Origin of the sequence: Enorma shizhengliae, from assembly GCF_009676995.1 — a bacterium.
Taxonomy (GTDB): Bacteria; Actinomycetota; Coriobacteriia; order Coriobacteriales; family Coriobacteriaceae; genus Enorma; species Enorma massiliensis.
Genome location: NZ_VTFZ01000006.1, coordinates 69752 through 87378, shown reverse-complemented (window position 1 = coordinate 87378; position 17627 = coordinate 69752). Strand labels below are relative to the sequence as shown.

The 17627-nt window shown below is 63.1% G+C and carries 13 protein-coding genes; 5 read left to right on the top strand and 8 right to left on the bottom strand.

Annotated features, from left to right (window positions below; all coding sequences use genetic code 11):
* The first annotated feature begins 187 nt into the window (after nucleotides 1-187).
* Nucleotides 188-1609 (top strand): helix-turn-helix transcriptional regulator, encoded by a 1422-nt coding sequence (locus tag GJE22_RS05730; protein ID WP_186297420.1) that lies wholly within the window; start codon nucleotides 188-190, stop codon nucleotides 1607-1609.
* Nucleotides 1610-1882: 273 nt separating this feature from the next.
* On the opposite strand, the gene GJE22_RS05725 is transcribed toward GJE22_RS05730, so the two are convergent.
* The 6 genes from GJE22_RS05725 to GJE22_RS05700 all read right to left on the bottom strand — a co-directional run bounded on the left by GJE22_RS05725 (nucleotide 1883) and on the right by GJE22_RS05700 (nucleotide 9085).
* Nucleotides 1883-3625, bottom strand: a complete 1743-nt coding sequence (locus tag GJE22_RS05725; RefSeq protein ID WP_144688310.1) for a [FeFe] hydrogenase, group A — start codon at nucleotides 3623-3625, stop codon at nucleotides 1883-1885.
* Complete coding sequence (locus GJE22_RS05720) at nucleotides 3619-5442, bottom strand: NAD(P)-binding protein (RefSeq protein ID WP_144688311.1); 1824 nt, start codon at nucleotides 5440-5442, stop codon at nucleotides 3619-3621. Before GJE22_RS05720 ends, GJE22_RS05725 begins: the two co-directional genes overlap by 7 nt.
* A 231-nt stretch (nucleotides 5443-5673) precedes the next feature.
* Nucleotides 5674-6504 carry a Cof-type HAD-IIB family hydrolase gene (locus tag GJE22_RS05715; RefSeq protein ID WP_235895825.1) on the bottom strand — a complete coding sequence of 277 codons (831 nt, stop codon included), beginning with the start codon at nucleotides 6502-6504 and terminating at the stop codon, nucleotides 5674-5676.
* Between the two features lie 26 nt (nucleotides 6505-6530).
* Entirely contained in the window at nucleotides 6531-7946 is a 1416-nt protein-coding gene (locus GJE22_RS05710) for a citrate synthase (RefSeq protein WP_144688312.1), read from the bottom strand.
* Between the two features lie 111 nt (nucleotides 7947-8057).
* Complete coding sequence (locus GJE22_RS05705; protein ID WP_022349264.1) at nucleotides 8058-8345, bottom strand: ACT domain-containing protein; 288 nt, start codon at nucleotides 8343-8345, stop codon at nucleotides 8058-8060.
* A gap of 518 nt (nucleotides 8346-8863) precedes the next feature.
* Nucleotides 8864-9085: a phosphoheptose isomerase family protein gene (locus tag GJE22_RS05700; RefSeq protein WP_019129150.1), complete on the bottom strand. Its 222-nt coding sequence runs from the start codon at nucleotides 9083-9085 to the stop codon at nucleotides 8864-8866.
* 226 nt (nucleotides 9086-9311) lie between these two features.
* Between GJE22_RS05700 and GJE22_RS05695 the strand changes: the two genes are divergently transcribed.
* Both GJE22_RS05695 and rpmE read left to right on the top strand, forming a co-directional pair.
* The gene (locus GJE22_RS05695; RefSeq protein ID WP_144688313.1) at nucleotides 9312-10166 is read left to right on the top strand and encodes a Cof-type HAD-IIB family hydrolase; all 855 of its coding nucleotides are present in this window, start codon (nucleotides 9312-9314) and stop codon (nucleotides 10164-10166) included.
* A gap of 584 nt (nucleotides 10167-10750) precedes the next feature.
* Entirely contained in the window at nucleotides 10751-11182 is a 432-nt protein-coding gene (rpmE, locus tag GJE22_RS05690) for a 50S ribosomal protein L31 (RefSeq protein WP_019129152.1), read from the top strand.
* Nucleotides 11183-11691: 509 nt separating this feature from the next.
* On the opposite strand, the gene GJE22_RS05685 is transcribed toward rpmE, so the two are convergent.
* Nucleotides 11692-12198, bottom strand: a complete 507-nt coding sequence (locus GJE22_RS05685; RefSeq protein ID WP_186297421.1) for a pyridoxamine 5'-phosphate oxidase family protein — start codon at nucleotides 12196-12198, stop codon at nucleotides 11692-11694.
* 612 nt (nucleotides 12199-12810) lie between these two features.
* Here GJE22_RS05685 and secA point away from each other — a divergent pair.
* Nucleotides 12811-15636, top strand: a complete 2826-nt coding sequence (gene secA / locus GJE22_RS05680; RefSeq protein ID WP_144688314.1) for a preprotein translocase subunit SecA — start codon at nucleotides 12811-12813, stop codon at nucleotides 15634-15636.
* Complete coding sequence (gene prfB, locus GJE22_RS05675; protein ID WP_144688315.1) at nucleotides 15636-16766, top strand: peptide chain release factor 2; 1131 nt, start codon at nucleotides 15636-15638, stop codon at nucleotides 16764-16766. The genes secA and prfB overlap by 1 nt, the downstream gene beginning before the upstream one ends.
* Nucleotides 16767-17030: 264 nt before the next feature.
* On the opposite strand, the gene GJE22_RS05670 is transcribed toward prfB, so the two are convergent.
* Entirely contained in the window at nucleotides 17031-17420 is a 390-nt protein-coding gene (locus tag GJE22_RS05670) for a hypothetical protein (protein WP_144688316.1), read from the bottom strand.
* Nucleotides 17421-17627 lie beyond the last annotated feature (207 nt).

The following is a 17627-nucleotide window of genomic DNA, read 5'->3' as shown; positions in this document are numbered from 1 at the left end:
CGACGGGGCCGATATGGTTTCGCCTCGATGACTTCACGCTTTCTACCTGCGTATACAACATTTCACCCATGCCGTACGACAGACGGTCTTCGCTTTGTCTGCCATGCTGATGCCGTGATGCGTTCCGTATGTTTGCGGGATGAGGGGGCGCGGGATGGAAAGGCTTGGGATGCTGAGGGGAGTGCGCATGGCTAGCGTGGGTGCGTTCGTGCTCATCAGGCAGCTGCTTCGCCTGATATGCGGGAGGCGGTTCGCGCTCATCACCGTCGCGATGGCGATCGTTGTGGCGTACCAACTGACTGACGACCTATTCATCTCATACGGCACGGTCGGTGCGGATAGCCTACTCGGCGTCGACCTGCCTCCGCTTTTCATGGCGGCGATGACGATGGGCGGTTCGGAGGCGTTCGCGTTGCTGCTTCCCCTTGCTTTACTTGCCGATAGCACGTGGAGCTTCAAGAACGGGTACCTCAGCCTTCTCGTAGCCAAGGGTGTCGACCCGGTTCGCTTGTCGCTTTCCTGCATGGCTGCACTCATGATTGCGACGATGCTGTCGTTCGCCGTGGTCGCTCTCGTAACCGGCGCCGTTTGCGCGCTGGTATGCAGCGGCTCGTTCGAAACGGGGCTCATCAACATGGCGGACACCGACTTCGCGCCGATGCTCTCGTGGGGCGCTGCGGTTGCGCTTGCGTTCCATGCGCTTTGGAGCCTGTGGCGCGATGCCCTGCCGCTGTGGGAGCTCGTTGCTGTTCCCATGGCATCATCCCTGGCGTTCGGGTGCTCCGTTTGCTTCGATGCGCTGGTGCCGGTTGTGCTCAGCTGCGGTGTTGTCTGCATTGCTGCCATGGTGGTCCACGCGTGCTCGTGCGCGTCTGTCTCCGCTTCGTCCATACCTGGGGAAAGCGTTCCGCATGGCGGGGATTCTCGAACTTCGCCGCGGGCCTTCTCGCTTCGCATCGGTCTCGTGCGCGGCGCGGCTCTGGTGGTGGCAGGTATGTCCTGCGGTATGCTCTTCCAGCTGCTGAACGGGTCGTATACCGCCTTGCATCCATGGCGCCTAGCGTCGTCGCTCGCATGGCATCTTGTCCTGCACGGCACGACGCTTTCGGCTGTGCTGTATGTGTCGATGCGGGCAATGCGCTTCGCCCAACGTGCAGGGCGGTCTCTGCTCGACGTGCTCTCTCCCATTGCTATGCCGTGGCTTCTTGGCTTTGGGTGCAGTGGCGGTGTGCTCGTCGATGCGTTGCTCCAGCCGCAAGGTTCCGTTCGCTCGGTTATCGCGTTGGTCGCCATCGGTGTGGTTTGCGGCGCGTGGGCGCTTGCGAGTACGATGGCGAGTTATCGGCGGCGCCTGGCGTTTTCGCGGCGTACTGCTGGGTTCCTCGACCAGGCGCTTGAGGGTTCGGGGCTGACCGATGCCGAGCGCGTTGTGCTCGGGTACCTGTTTCGAGGGTTCACGGCGACAGGTATCGCGCGCGAGCTCACGGTGAGCTTGAACACCGTCCGAACCCACATACGGCACGTATACGCAAAACTTGGCGTTCACGGTCGCTCGGAGCTCTTCGATGCCGTAGAGCGCCGCCTTGAGCGCTATGAGGAGCGTCTCTAGGCTGAGGGGTATGCCTACCGAAGAATGAATCGTAGGCACCAGGTGTCTACGATTCCATACGTGCGTGAGGCGTTGAGACCGGGTCTCAGCGCCTCGCATTCTCGTTTGAAGCGGTGCCAAGAGCATGGCGCGATACGTTCGAGGTCGCGCCCCTTGTTCGCAAAGCGTCGCACAACTCGAAGGCGAGGTCGATATTAGGCCTTCGCCTACGAGTTATGCGACGCTTTTGGGTGAGGCCTGGTCCCGTCGCGCGCCCCGCTGTGTGTCCGAGGGCTATGCCTCGGTGCCGTCGGCCGTAACGCGGAAGGGCATGGCCCAGTCTCCGTGGTCGGAATGAAGCAGCTCCTCCGCGCGCTCGGAGAGCGGCTCGCCCAGGAAGTCGTCGTAGCAGGCCTTGACCGCCGGGTTCTCGTGGCTAAAGCGCAGCTCGCTCTGCTCATCGATGATGCGCAGCGTGCAGCCGCGGTCGGCGGAAAGGTTGAACCCTTCGATGATGGGCTGGCCACCGCCGCCTACGCAGCCGCCGGGGCAGGCCATGACCTCCACGAAATCGTAGCTCGCCTCGCCGCGCTCGATGGCACGGCAGAGCGCGTCTGCGTTGGCAAGGCCGCTCGCCACCGCGATGCGGAGCGTACGGTCGGGCAGCTGGAACTCCTTCTCGCGCCATCCGCGCTCGGGCCCTTCGGAGCGAATCTCATGGAATGCGTCCGCGTCGGGGTTCTCGCCGGTCACAAAGTTGTAGGCGGTGCGGAGCGCGGCCTCCATCACGCCGCCCGTCACGCCGAAGATGTGTCCGGCGCCCGTCGCCACGCCGAGCGGGCGGTCGAAGTCCTCTTCTTCCAAAAGGTCCACGTTTACGAAGCGCTGACGAAGCTGGCGCGTGAGCTCGCGGACCGAGAGCACGGCATCCACGTCCGGGCCGGTGCCGGTGGAGTCCATGCCGGGGTAGGCGGCCTCCATCTTCTTGGCGACGCACGGCATATAGGACACGACGAAGATCCTTGCGGGGTCCACGCCGAGGATCTCGGCATAGTACGTCTTGGCGAGCGCGCCGAAGATCTGCTGCGGGCTCTTCGTGGTGGAGAGCTTCTTCGCAAGCTCGGGGTAGCGCGTCTTCGCGAAGCGCACCCAGCCGGGGCAGCATGAGGTGAACATGGGCCCCTCGGCGCCTTCCTTCAGATGCTCGATGAGCTCGCTTGCCTCCTCCATGATGGTCACGTCGGCGGCGAAGTCGGTGTCGAAGACGTAGTCGAAGCCCAGGCGGCGAATCGCCGCGACCATGCGGCCCGGTGTCGGCGGCTTGCCTCCCAAGTCGAGGAGCTCTGCCCAGGAGGAGCGAACGGCAGGAGCCACCTGCGCGATGGTAATCGTGTCGGGGTCAAAGATCGCATCGAAGACGCGCTCGGTGTCGTCGCGTTCGTGAAGTGCGCCCGTGGGGCAGTTGGCGATGCACTGGCCGCAGAAAGCGCAGTCGTCGGGAGCCACGGCGTCCACGTGCGCGCGGCTTCCGGAGTCCACGAGGTCCCAAACGCCGAGCGCCTGCACTTTCTGGCATGTGGATACACAGCGCAAACAGTTCACGCATTTCTCGGGCTCGCGCACGAGCGGGAACCGCGCGTCGATGGGCTTGGTCTCGAAGAACGTGGTGTAGGGCACCTCGTGGACGCCCATGCGATCGGTAAGCGCTTGCAGCTGGCAGGTTCCGTTGCGGAAGCACGTGGGGCAGCGGCGATCGTGCCGCGAAAGGATGAGCTGCAGGTTGGCCACGCGGGCGCGCCGCACGCGCGGCGTATCGGTGTAGACCACCATGCCATCCGTGACTTCGTTGTTGCACGCTGCCACGAGGTGATCGATGCCCTCGACCTCCACGAGGCATACGCGGCACGCGCCGATCTCGTTGATCTCGCGCAGGTAGCACAGGGTGGGGATGTCCACGCGGTGCTCGCGCGCCACCTCAAGGATCGTGGCGCCCTCTTCGGCTTCGTAGACGTTACCGTCGATCGTGATCTCTACCATGACATCCGTCCTTCCTCATGCAGGATGCCGCAGCCGAAGTGGTCGCAGTTGAGGCACCTGAGCGTCTCTTGGCGGATTTCCTGTTCCGACAGGCCGTACTCTACGAGCTCAAAGTCGTGCACGCGCTCCTCGGTGGGGCGCTCACCGTTCACGGAGCGGCCGCAGGGCACGCGGTCGTCTAGGCGCGGCGTCGGCAGCTTGATGTCGACCGAAACGGTGTGGTGGAAGCCGAGGTACGTATCGATGGAACGCGCCGCCTTCTTGCCGTCGGCGATGGCGAGGATCACCGTTGCGGGCCCGCGCATGCAGTCGCCGCCGCTGAAGATGCCCGGATGCTCCGGCACGGCAAGGTTCTCGTTCACATCGAACTGCTTCCAGCTCGTGGGAAGGCCCTCGTCGGCGAAGTAGTCGGACTGGATATCCTGGCCGATGGCCACGAAGACCACCTGGCAGGGGAATTCATGCGGCTCGCGGTCGGCGGTCACGGGTGCGGGGCGCCCGCGTTTCACGGGGCCGATGATCTGGGGCTGCGCCTTGAGCGCGCGAACGCGGCCCTCCGCATCGGTGAGCACCTCGAGCGGGGCCATGAGGTCGGCGATCTCGCAACCATCGGCGATGGTTCCCTCGATTTCCTCGGGTAGCGCTGTCATGTCGGCTACGCGGCGACGGTAGACCACGGTGACCTTCTTTGCCCCGCAGCGCACGGCCGAGCGCGCGGCGTCCATGGCCACGTTGCCGCCGCCCACCACGCAGACCTCGAGGCCCGTGTAATCGGGCGTGTTGCCCAGACCGATCTCGCGCAGCATCCGCACGGCAGGCACGACGCCCTCGGCGTCCTCCCCGGGCATGCGGAGCTTCTTGTCGCCGTGCGCGCCCATGGCGATGTAGACCACGTCGAAGTCGCGCTGGAGCTCTTCGAGGGTGATGCCGTCTGGCCCCACCGGGGTGTTGCAGCGAATCTCGACGCCGGCGGCCTCGATGGAGGCGATCTCGTCGTCGAGGATGCTCTTGGGCAGGCGGTAGTTGGGGATGCCGTAGCGCAGCATGCCGCCCGCCTTCTCGCGCTGCTCGAACGCGACGACCTCGTGGCCCATGCGGGCGAGGTAATAGCCGCAGGTGAGGCCCGAGGGCCCGGCGCCCACGATGGCGATGCGCTTGCCCGTGGCGGGGCCTCGGTCGGTCGCGCGCGGGCCGGTCGCGTGGTCTACGGCGTAGCGCTTGATGCCGCGGATGTTCACGGCATCGTCCACCATGGTGCGGCGGCAGGTCTCCTCGCAGGGATGCTCGCATACGTAGGCGCATGCGCTGGGGAAGGGGTTGTCCTTGCGGATGAGCTCCACGGCCTCGTCGTAGCGGCCCGCTGCGGTAAGGGCGATGTAGCCGGGGATGTCCACGTGCGCCGGGCAGCTGACCTCGCACGGCACGCCCTGGCTCGAGCTGCGAAGGCATCCTCCGGTGGCGGCGTGGTATTCGAAGTCGTCGCGGAAGGCCTTCACGCTCATGAGCACCTGCTCGGCGGCCTGGTAGCCTACCGCGCAATCGGAGCTCACGCGAATTTGCTCGGCAAGGTCTTCAAGGCGTTCGATCGTGCCCGGATCGGCGGTGCCGCCGATGATCTGCTCGAGCATGTCGGTCATGGCGCCCAGGCCCACGCGGCACGGCGTGCATTTGCCGCAGCTTTGCGCGTGCGCCACGCCCACGAGCGCGCGCGTCATATCGACGGGGCAGGTGCCGCGGGCGTTCGCTCCCAACCGTCGGCTTGTGTTGGAGCACATTTCGCCCAACGCGCCGTAGGAGCTGTCGTTCTCAAACAGCATATGCGTATCCCCTCTGTCATGCGGTGCTGGCGATGTATTTTGCACCTAAATACTCACATTACTGCCTCGTGTTCCGTCTCGCAGTCTCCAACCGGACGAACGGTCAAACTGTTCGACAAAGGGTTATTTCTGTTCGCACCGCGCCACGTTCTCGGGCAAGATCCGGACGCCGCAGGCAAGTTGAAACGCGGACACCGGGTGTCTGCGTTTCACGTTTTATGTGCAGTCGGATTACTCTGCGAGCAGCTGCATGATGAAGGTCCCAACACCCGCGTTGTTGTTGGCACCGCACACGGCGTCGGCTGCGCTCTTCGTCTCGTCTTCGGCATTGGCCACGGCCACTCCGGTGCCCGCCGCTTCTATCATCGGGATGTCATTGATGTTGTCGCCGAATGCTACGGCGTCTGCGCGCGATATGCCCAGGTGCGAGCAGAGCCATGAGAGCGCCTCGCCCTTGGTGGCCCGCGCGTCGGAGATCTCGATGCTATTGGATACCGAGCGCACGACCGAGATATCGGGCACCTGCTGCACCGCCTCGAGCAGCGCGGCGCAGTCAGCGGGGTCGTACCAGAAGTAGGAGATGCGCTCGATGTGCTCAAGCGTGGTCATGAACGCCTCGGTCTCCCCATCAAAGGGAGTGCGAATGGAGCGCATGAGCTCAAGCTGGTAGGGGTCGTCCGCGAACTCGGCAAGCCGGTCGTACGTCTTGCGATGCTCGAACACGCGCCCGTCTGCGAAGAGGTCGAAGGTGACGTCGCGACCATCGGCAAATCGGAGCAGCGTCCGCGTCCGCTCGTGGCCCAGATCGCAGCGATGTATGGCCTTGCCGGTGGAGAGGTCGGTTACCGCTGCCCCGTTCGCGCTCACGGCATAGCGCGCGGCGGGGTGCTCGAGCAGCGCCTTGGGAATGGCGGCAAGGGACCGTCCCGTGCACGGCACGAATTGCGCGCCCGCCTCGTAAATGGCGTCGAGCGCCGCTAGATTGCCCTCTGGTATCTCCTTCCTCGATGTCAAAAACGTACCGTCGAGGTCGGAAAAGAAGATCAAGTTCTGGTGTGGCACGGCTGCCTCGCCCTCGCCTCGCTTGCCTATCGCTCGGAGAGGGGAACGTACTCCGCCTGCTCCATCACAGAATTATAGGCAGGACGGATGATGCGGTTGGCGCCATAGATCTCCTCCATGCGATGGGCAGCCCAGCCGGCGGTGCGCGCTACGGCAAAGATGGGCGTGTAGAGGTCTTCGGGCACGCCGAGCATGTTGTAGATGAAGCCGGTGTAGAGGTCGATGTTCGCGCAGATGGGCTTGGCGGTTCCGCGCACGTCGCGCATGACCTGCGGCGCTAGGCGCTCGATGCGCTCGATGAGCGCGAACTCTTCGCCCAGTCCTTTCTGCTCCGCGAGCTTGCGCGCGTACTGGCGGCAGATCTTGGCGCGTGGGTCCGAGAGCGTGTAGACGGCATGCCCCATGCCGTAGATGAGGCCTGCGCCGTCGAACGCCTCGCGGTTCAAGATCTTCATGAGGTATCCTGCTACCTCGCCGTCGTCGTCCCAGCGGCGCACGTGCTCGCGGATATCTGCATGCATGGCCATGACCTTGGAGTTGGCGCCGCCGTGGCGCGGTCCCTTGAGCGAGCCGATGGCCGCGGCGTAGGCGGAATAGGCGTCGGTCGCGGAGCTCGAAAGAACGCGGCAGGCGAAGGTCGAGTTGTTACCGCCGCCGTGCTCGGCGTGGAGCATGAGCATCACATCGAGGAGCATTGCTTCGTCGTGGGTGAAGTTGTCGCCCTCTCGGAGCACCTGCAAGATGGTTTCAGCCATCGAGTAGGACGGGTTGGGCCGAGGGATGTGCGCCCGGCGCCCCTCGAACTCCGCGTTGCGCACGCTGTGCGCGATGGCTGCGATGCGCGGCAAGCGGGCGAGGAGCGAGAGCGCCACATCGATCTCGTGCGGAGCGGAGATGTCGTCGGGGGTTTCGTCGAAGGCGTAGAGCATGAGAACGGCTCGCGCGAGCACGTTCATAATGCTCTTGGACTTGGTGGTGATGGGGAACTCGTTGATGTAATCCATGGGCAGCAGGCGCTGGCTTGCGATGCGCGCGCAGGTGGCATCGAGTTCGTCTTGCCGCGGTAGCTCGCCGGTGAGCAGCAGGAATACGAGTTCCTCATAACCAAAGCGCTGCTCCTGCTGCGCATGGGCAACGAGTTCTTCGATGTTGTATCCGCATATGGTGAGCTTGCCCTCATCTGGGACAAGCGTCCCGTTCTCGCGACGATAGCCATGCACGTCCGAGATCCTCGTAAGGCCGGCGACCACGCCCGATCCGTCCGCATTGCGCAGGCCTCGCTTAACATCATGGGAGCGGAAGAGCTCCTCGTCGTAGGGCACCATGACGGCGCCGTCATACAGGCGCTTGGTGGCAGGGGAGGCCTCGCGGGTCTCGGCGAAGTCGATCGTTGTGCGCTCGGCAATGAGCGGGTGCCTCAGATTGATCTCGGTCATGCTCACGGGCAGCAACCTCCATTCGGGTTCGAGGCGGCGCGACCTAACCGATCGCGCGGGCCGTGGGCGCCGCAGCTCGTGCCCGGGCGCGGCGCTCAGCCTGGCGAAGCGTTCGCTTTACAGGCGGTACATGTAGTTGAAGACATCCTCGCGCTGGATCTGCACGTTCACCCCGATGCTCTCGCCCGCTTCAGACAGGCGCTCCTGGAGCGTGGTGAAATCGGACGCGGCGGCGGAGATGTCGGCGATCATCGTCATGGTGAAGATGTCTTCGATGATGCTCTGGGTGATATCGCGGATATCGACGTTTTCATCGCCGAGCACGCGCGAGATGCTTGCGACGATACCCGGGCGATTCTTTCCGAGCACGGTGATGACGATGCGGTTGGATGCGTTCTCTGCCATGAGGCGCCTTTCTCTCGCGGGCTCCCCGGCCCGTGGGCGGTGTAGATGCATGGATTCACCTATACCCATTTGCGCAATGGAGCAGCGCGGCGGGCGGCGCGGAACACAGGAGAACCACACCGGCGAAACATGCGGGCAACATGTAGAGGGGTCTGCATCCGGCGGAGGGGCGCCCAGGAGGGCTGCTGCCGAAGGGGCTCCGGGCGGTGGAGCTGCCATCCAGCGGGGCTCGGCGGGTGCCGCGTATCTCCACCGCGACAGATTTGAAGCTATGACCGGTCCTAGGCCCCTTTAACTCCATATATGCTGCGCTCGGCGTCCGCCGCGTATCACCACTGTGGCAAATATGGAGTTATGACTGAATTGAGGGCCCCGTACCGCTCGGCCGCGCTCCGGTTCCCGCTGATCGGGGGGGGGTGCGCCTGGCCGGGCTCCGCGTCGTCCGATCCCGGCAGCCTCGTGTAGGGGAGCGACCGTTCCAGAAACGCGATGCTGCGCTCGTAGTCGCGAGCGAACAGTCATCCATAGAGGGCATCGAGCTGTTGGTTGAGCCCCGAGTACGAGATGGCCACCGCGGCGTGGTTGGCCCCTGTGGCCAGGGCGGTTCGCACGAGCCGCTCCGGGCTTTCGTGGCAGGTTGCGTTGCGCCCTGCGGAGAGCAGCCGATCGCAGAACATCTGCGCAGGATAGAGGTTATGCGACTGCGTATAGATATCGATGCATGCAGCGTTGTCGAGCACCTCTGCGAGTGAGCTATTTTGGGACGGGTTTGTTTTGACTCATCATGCGCCGGCGACCCTAGGACTTTTAGATGAGAAGACGAGGCTGCGCTCCCGGTGCGCCGCCTTCGGCTCGAGGGGTGGTGCGCCGATGGCGTCGCCCCAGAGCGGGCGCGCAGGCGTGCCGCCCTCGCCTCGAAGCGTTGGGCGGCAGTTCTCTTCTCGCGGCAGGCGGAAAGGATGCTCCATGGCCGATTGCAAGATCATTTTTCTCGACGTCGATGGAACCATCACGGACTACGAGAACAACGTCCTGCCTTCGGCAGTTCGCGCGATTCGGCTAGCTCGCGCCCGCGGCCACCGCGTCTATATGTGCATGGGCCGCAGCAAGGCCGAGAATCTGCCAGAAATCTGGGCAATCGGCTTCGACGGCATGATTGGCGGCAACGGTTCGTACGTCGAGGACGCAGGCGAGGTCGTGATGCACCAGCTCATCACATTCGACCAGTGCAAGCGTGTCGTGGACTGGTTGCACGGCCGCGGCCTTGAGTTCTACCTCGAGAGCAACAACGGTCTGTTTGCGAGCGAACGCTTCCAGGAGGCGGCGCGGCCCGTACTGCGCCAGTATAAGCTGGGCAAAGGGGCTACGCCCGAGGAGGTCGATGGGCTCGAGGTCGACGACGTCCTTCACGGCATCGTGTATGGTGCCGAGCTCTACCGCGACGACCTCAACAAAGTGAGCTTCATTTTGTCGAGCTATCAGGACCATCTTGATTCTGTCGAGGAGTTCCCCGACCTCAAAGCGGGTACATGGGGCGGAAAGGGCGAGCATGCGCTGTTCGGCGACCTTGGGGTTAGGGGTATCGATAAGGCCCATGCCGTGCGCGTGCTCGTGGAGCACCTCGGTGCCGATTTGGCCGACACCATCGCCTTGGGCGACGCCAAGGTGGACATCCCCATGTTCGAGGCGTGCGCCCAGAGCGTCTGCATGGGCTCCGGCGGCATGGAGGCCAAGGAGGCCACTGATTGGGTTACAACCGATGTGGACGACGACGGCCTCTGGAACGCCTTCGTGCATCTAGGGCTCATCGACCAGGAGTAAGCTGCCCCCCCGCGCGGCGCTCGTGACGCTGCGGCCGCGGCATCCGAGGCTTCGGGACGCCCTAGCCGCGGCATCCGAGGCGTCCCGCCCCTTCGTGGCCCTGCGCGGGACAAAACTCCCGTCAAAGGATCGAATTTTATGGCTCGGGCGGAGTAGCCTATACAACGACACTTCTCCTATCTGCGGTTTTAATTTTGTTTGAACGGGGTATATCTGGGCGGTCCTCGAAAATCCGCACCTTTGACGAGAGTTTTGCTGCGCTGGGCAAGTGGTCCGTTGTTTCTGGGCTTTGTCGTCGTTTCCATGGGCTCCGCCGCCACGCGCGGTTGGCGTTTCGCTTGGGGAGGACCTGGGGGAGAAGGCGCTTCGCCGGGTGCGATGAGGGCTAACCCAGCCGCGGGTTAAGATGCCGTAAGGCCGGGTGCACGTTGCGGCATGCGTTCTCCTGGAGCATGATGCTTTTATGACTTCGCCTAGCTTTCGCGCAGGTGTGCTATCCTATCGCAGTTGTTCTGTCTTGGTCGGAAACCAAGACGCCTTATGCCCTGGTCGGTAACCAGGACGAGATCGTAAGGAGTCCCTGCATGAAACCTGGAATCCATCCCGAGTACATGGAGTGCACGGTCCGTTGCTCTTGCGGCAACACCTTCGTGACCCGCGCCACCGTCCCCGAGATTCGCGTCGAACTCTGCAATGAGTGCCACCCGTTCTACACGGGCCAGCAGAAGTTCGTTGACACCGGTGGACGCGTCCAGCGCTTCGCCGACAAGTTCGGCGGTGCCGCTCAGGCTGCGCTCGAGCGCGAGGCCGCCAAGAAGGCTGAGCGTCAGAAGGCCGCCGAGGAGGCCGCTGCCAAGAAGGCCGCCGAGCGCGAGGCCAAGGCTGCCGAGAAGGCCAAGCGTGCTGCCAAGTACGCCGCCGAGGCCGCCAAGAAGGCCGAGGAGGAGGCCGCTCAGGCTCCCGCCGAGACCGAGGCTCCCGCTGCTGAGGCCGAGACCGAGGCTGCTGCTGAGTAGCACCTGCTGCGCGCACAGAGGGAAGAAGCGACCCGCATCGGAATCCGGTGCGGGTCGTTTTTTTGTTGTATGTGCCTCGCCATGTGAGTGTTGTCGCTTGCTTGGCGCGCGCCGCACGCCTTTGGACGAGCTTTGGATGTTCGGAGCGTTGTCGGGCGAGATTCGGGCGCCCGGGGAAATATGACGCCTGGGGCGTTGTCGGGCGAGGTTCGGACATCTGGGGCGTATTTGGGCGATATTTCGCCGCATAGGGCCCGCGCTATGACGGAATCTCGCCCAACGATGCCTCGAACATTCGAAAGCTGCCCAACAATCACGAAGGTCGAGGCGCGCCTGTTTTGGGTGCCTTGATAAAGGCTCGCCTAATTAATGGTCACTTGAATAATGGCCTGCCCGGTTGAAAGGTAACGGCCTACCTTATTGAAAGTCCGTCTGGATGAAGCCCGTTAGATTCGGTGGGCGAAAACCCGTCATGCAGCGTTCTGGCAAGGTCTTATTTCTTTGGCGACTTATGCCTTGGGCTGGCGCTGCTTGCCGGTGAAGCGCGCAACGTCGATACGCCACACCGCCGTGCGGTCGAGCACGCCCGGGCCGAGCGCTTGCGGTGCGCCGGGAGCCATGTGCTCCATGATGCGCGTGAGGCCGTAGACCTTGTCTTCGCCGCTAGCGATGGGGTAGATGCGCCCCGTCCCCATGATGCTCCGGTACGCAAAGGAGTACGAGCACGCGTACGGCCCGGTGATGACGCCATCTTCGCAGTCCATCTCGATCGCGACGTCGACCCCGGCGTTTCCGTTTGCCCCAAATGCCGCGGCCTTGCGTCCCGCGCCAGCTGAATGCAGCCAAAGCGTTAGGCGGGGAGTGCCGGATTCGTCCAGTTCCCAGTCGTAGCCAAAGCTCATGGGAACGATGAACATTCCCTCTTCGTCAACGGCGCCGACGCGCACGGTTTGGCAGCTATCGACGATTGCCCGCAGCTCACTCGCTTCGCGTACCTCGCGTTTTGCCAGTCTCATGTTCAACGTGAGCCCCCTAGCATGGTTGACGTAATTACTTGACGCAACCAATCATATAGCGAGGCTTGTATGGGCATTCGTTCGGCTGCGATTTTATAAATTCTCGCCCTCATGGCCAATTTAGTACGGTTAGTGGTGCTTGGGAGCACCTAGCGCTGCTGAAGAGCGTTGTGGAGTGGTCCAGGCAGGGTGCCTTTTGCCCGATTATCGATGGCAATCATGAATAAGCCCCCAAAATGAGGTTTAGCTGGGCGTGCGCCGCTTCTTAACTACCACCAATCATATTAAATTGACCATGAGAGTAAACTGCTGTGCTTCCTAACGGCGCGGGCACGTTCGTCGCGAAGCCGCTGCCTGCTCGTTGTCGATATGCGTATTCTCTGCTTGCAAGATGTGCGTGCGAGTCGGAGCTGCCCGAGTTGCAGGCAAACAGCCGAGACATGGCCCCGGGAGCCCATTCACCGTGGTTTCTCCGTGGGATGCGCGCGCCGTGTGTATCGTCCGTGCGCCAAAGGGATAGAGTTAAGCAGTCTGAGTATGTCCATCGGGGGCGGTTCTGGGGCGCGACGGGTGTCGCGCGGCGCGAACTACCTCCTGTGAAAAGGGAACCACATGGGATTCGTCTCAAAACTCCTTTCAATCGGCTCCGATAAGGAGCTCAAGCGCTATCAGAAGGTTGTCGAGAAGATCAACGGTCTCGAGCCCACCTACGAGAAGATGGACGACGAGGAGCTCGCCCACCAGACCGAGCTCTTCCGCGAGCGCTATGCGAACGGCGAGTCGCTCGACAGCATGCTACCCGAGGCGTTTGCCGTGGTTCGTGAGGCGTCCAAGCGCACCACCGGCCTCCGCCACTTCGATGTGCAGCTCATCGGCGGCATGACGCTCCATGATGGCCAGATTGCAGAGATGAAAACCGGTGAAGGCAAGACGCTCGTCTCAACGCTCGCCGGCTACCTCAACGCGATTTCCGGCAAGGGCGTGCACATCGTCACCGTGAACGATTACCTCGCCAAGCGCGACTCTGAGTGGATGGGCCAGATCTACCGCTTCCTTGGCATGAAGGTCGGCCTTTTGCAGAACGGCATGCCGCTCATGCAGAAGCGTCCTGCCTACGAGGCAGATGTCACGTACGGCACCAACTCGGAGTTCGGCTTCGATTACCTGCGCGACAACATGGTGCTTCGCGCATCGCAGCGCGTGCAGCGCGGTCATGCCTTTGCCATCGTGGACGAGGTCGACTCGATTCTTATCGACGAGGCGCGCACCCCGCTTATCATCTCCGGCGCCGGCACCAAGTCGGCGAGCACCTACAAGGACTTTGCCCGCGCGGTCCGCGGTCTTAAGCGCGCCCCCGAGGTCGAGCACGACCCGCTGTCGCCCGAGCCCGCGCCCGAGCCCGACGGCGATTTCGTGATGGACGAGGCCAAGCACACCATCGCAGCAACCGAGCAGGGCTTGAAGAAGATCGAGAAGCGCCTCGGCATCGATGACATCTACGCCGACCTTTCCGGCCAGCTCGTGAACCACCTGCAGCAGGCGCTCAAGGCCCAGTACATGTTCCACCGCGACAAGCAGTACGTGGTCACGAACGGCGAGGTCAAGATCGTCGACGAGTTCACGGGCCGCATCATGGAAGGCCGTCGCTATTCCGATGGCCTCCACCAGGCCATCGAGGCCAAAGAGGGCGTGCTCGTGCGCGAGGAGAACCAGACGCTCGCCACGATCACCCTGCAGAATTACTTCCGCCTCTACGATAAGCTTGCCGGCATGACCGGTACCGCCATCACCGAGGATGCCGAGTTCCGCGAGATCTACAACCTGCCCGTGCAGGTCATTCCGCCCAACAAACCGGTGGTCCGTATAGACCATGACGACCTCGTGTACCGCACGATCGATGCCAAGTACCGCGCCGTCGCCGATGAGGTTGCCGAGCGCCACGCCGAGGGCCAGCCCGTGCTTGTGGGCACCGTCTCCATCGAGAGCTCCGAGCGCTTGTCGCGCCTGCTCAACAAGCGCGGGATCAAGCACGAGGTCCTGAACGCAAAGTTCCACGAGCGCGAGGCGCACATCGTTGCGCAGGCCGGCCGCTTGGACGCTGTGACCATCGCAACGAACATGGCAGGCCGTGGTACGGACATCCTGCTCGGCGGCAACCCCGAGGAGCTCGCGAACGAGATGGTCGAGGCAAAGGGGCTCGACCCCGAGGCCGAGGGCTACGAGGAGCTTCGGGCGGCAGCCTATGAGGAGGCGCTCAAGCAGGCCCGCGAGACGTGCGCCCGCGAGCGCGAGCAGGTGCTTGCGGCGGGCGGCCTCACGGTAATCGGCACCGAGCGGCACGAGAGCCGCCGTATCGATAACCAGCTCCGCGGCCGCGCCGGCCGTCAGGGCGATCCCGGTGAGACGCAGTTCTACCTTTCGCTCGAGGACGACCTCATGCGGCTCTTCGGTGGCGACAAGATGGATCGCATCTCGAGCCTCATGTCGTCGGCCGATATGGACGACCTGCCCATCCAGCACAAGTTCATCTCCAAGGCCGTCGAGGGCGCGCAGCGCAAGGTCGAGAACATCAACTTCTCCATGCGTAAGAACGTGCTCGAGTACGACGACGTCATGAACAAGCAGCGCCAGGTCATCTACGCCGAGCGTAACAAGGTGCTCGACGGCAAAGACCTCGCCGGGCACATCACCGACGTCATGGCCGATACCGTCGAGCGTTGCGTCGCCGAGTTCTGCCCCAAGGACTCCAAGAAGGGCGAGCGCGACTTCGAGGGCCTGCACAAGTGGATCGTCGAGCTCACCGGTCGCATGGACGCGCCGCAGATCGATGACGAGGACGCGAGCTTCAGCGCGATCAACGAGCAGGTGCTCGCCTATGTCAAGGATTGCTACGACCAGAAGGCCGAGCGTGTGGGCGAGGAGCTCATGCGCGAGCTCAACACGCAGGTCATGCTCCGCGTGATCGATACACGCTGGATGAGCTACCTGCAGGAGATGGACTACCTCAAGCAGGGCATTGGGCTCCGCGGCTTCGGCCAGCGCGACCCGCTCGTGGAGTACAAGAGCGAGGCGTTCCGCGCGTTCCAGACGCTCGTGGACACCATGTACGAGGACTACCTGCGCACCATCCTGCGCATCGAGGTCAAGCAAGCCCCGCGCGCCGCGCAGCGGGCGGCCGAGGAACCTGCGGAGCTTTCGAACGCGACGTACTCCGGCCCGGCCGATGTTGATGGCGAGGGCGGTTCCTCGACCATTCGTCGCGAGGCCGCCGCGCAGGCTGCCAACGCTGCTGGCCGCGCGCCGGCATCCGCACAGGGTACGGTCAAGACCTACGTCAAGGCCGAGAGCGGCGACCCGTACGCCAACGTGGGGCGCAACGACCCCTGCCCCTGTGGTAGCGGCAAGAAGTTCAAGAACTGCCACGGTAGGAACCGCTAATGGCCGAGGAGAACATCACGGCCGAGGCGCTCGACGCCTTGGCGGCGCGCCTCGATGAGGTTGAGGTCTACCTGCATCTAGGCGAGAAGCGCGAGCGTGCGGTGGAGCTCGAGCGCCAGAGCGCCCAGCCGGGCTTCTGGGACGATGCCGAGCATGCGCGCGCAATCATGGCAGAGCTCTCGGCGGCGCGCGATGATGTGAAGGCCGTCGAGGATGCCCGCGCGGAGCTTGCCGACGCGCGCGCCGCGCTTGAGCTCGCCGGCGAGATGGGGGGCGACCCCGAGGCGGCCGACCTGGTGGCCGAGGCAGCGTCCACGGCCGAGATTCTCGGCCGCTCCATCGACCAGCTGGAACTTACGAGTTGGTTTACCGGAGAGTTCGACCACGGCGATGCCATCGTGGCCATCAAGCCCGGCCAGGGTGGCTTGGAGGCCCAGGACTGGACCTTCATGCTGTTCAAGATGTATATGAAGTACTGTGCGCGCCACGGCTGGAAGGTCACGGTCAACGACTGCCCGGCGGCCGAGCAGATCGGCATCGACCGTGCGACCTTCACCGTGGAGGGCAAGGATGCGTTTGGGATGCTCCGCGCCGAGGCCGGCGTGCACCGCTTGGTGCGCATCAGCCCCACGGATGCCAAGAAGCGCCGCCAGACCACGTTCGCGGGCGTGGAGGTCATCCCCGTGCTGCCCGACGACATCGACATCGAGATTGCGCCCGACGATATCCGTGTGGATGTGTACCACGCGAGCGGCCCCGGCGGCCAGGGCGTGAACACGACGGACTCCGCCGTGCGCGTGACGCACCTGCCTACGGGCATCGTCGTGACCTGCCAGAACGAGCGCTCGCAGATCCAGAACAAGGCCGCGTGCATGCAGATCTTGAAGGCGCGCCTGTACGAGCTGGAACTGCAGAAGCGCGAGGACAAACTCGACGAGATCCGCGGTCCCAAGACCGAGATCGGCTTCGGCAACCAGATCCGCAGCTACGTGCTCTATCCGTACCAGATGGTCAAGGACCTCCGCACCGGCGTGGAGACCGGCAATGTCGATGCCGTGCTGGAGGAGGGAGACCTGGACCCGTTCATCATCGGCTACCACCGTTGGGCTACGAGCGAGGAGGTCTCCTAACCTGGGCGGCCCTTTGTAGCACCCAACCTTGCCCTTCAATCGTCGGTCGCCGCACGCAAGGCGTGCTCCCTCCTCTTTCAGGGCAATCTCGGGCACTACGAAAGGCCGTCTTTGTACGCGAAATGACTCATTTTGGGACGGGGTCATTTTGAACCAGTGCGCGGGACTTCTGGGATTGATATGAGAAAGGTGGTCCGGCTCATAGCTCTAGACCGCCTTTACTCGCGATTCTTGAGTCGTGGTTCAGGCGCAGCATCGCGCGATCTACTCATCCGATTGTGAAATCGACCGTGCTGGAACGGGGATGGTGGGGTCTTCGTAGGGGGACCAATGAAATACGGTGACGCGATCGCCCGCCTGTACCCATGAAAGGTCAACGGTGTCTTTGAACGAAAAGACGGGGCGGCTCCCCGCGTCGAAGCCGCTTGAGTCTGTATCGATGTGCACGGTAACGGTGTGGTGTTCTTGGTCGCATGAGATGACCGTCCCACTGGAATAATGCATGGCGTCATCCCAGCCCCCTGTTGTTTCCACAGCGACATCGGCTTGCTGTGCAGCATGGCAGTAGAGAACAGCGATGCCAGCTGCACAGGCGAGCAAGACAAGCACGACTACAGCAGAAACTTTGGACACCTGCGGCGATGGGTGCTTCATCTTCTAATCTCCGATCTCGCTTGGAGCAATGCCCAAGGATAATGTAGGTGTGATATTAATATAAAATATGAATAATAGGACAAAATACATAATAGATGAGGATACAAGAAAGTCCGGTGGAGGGCTGCGTCGAGGGCTGTGCATGGTGTGTTATGATGCACTTACAATCTATAACACGATTTTCTTCATAAGGGATATTGTGCTATG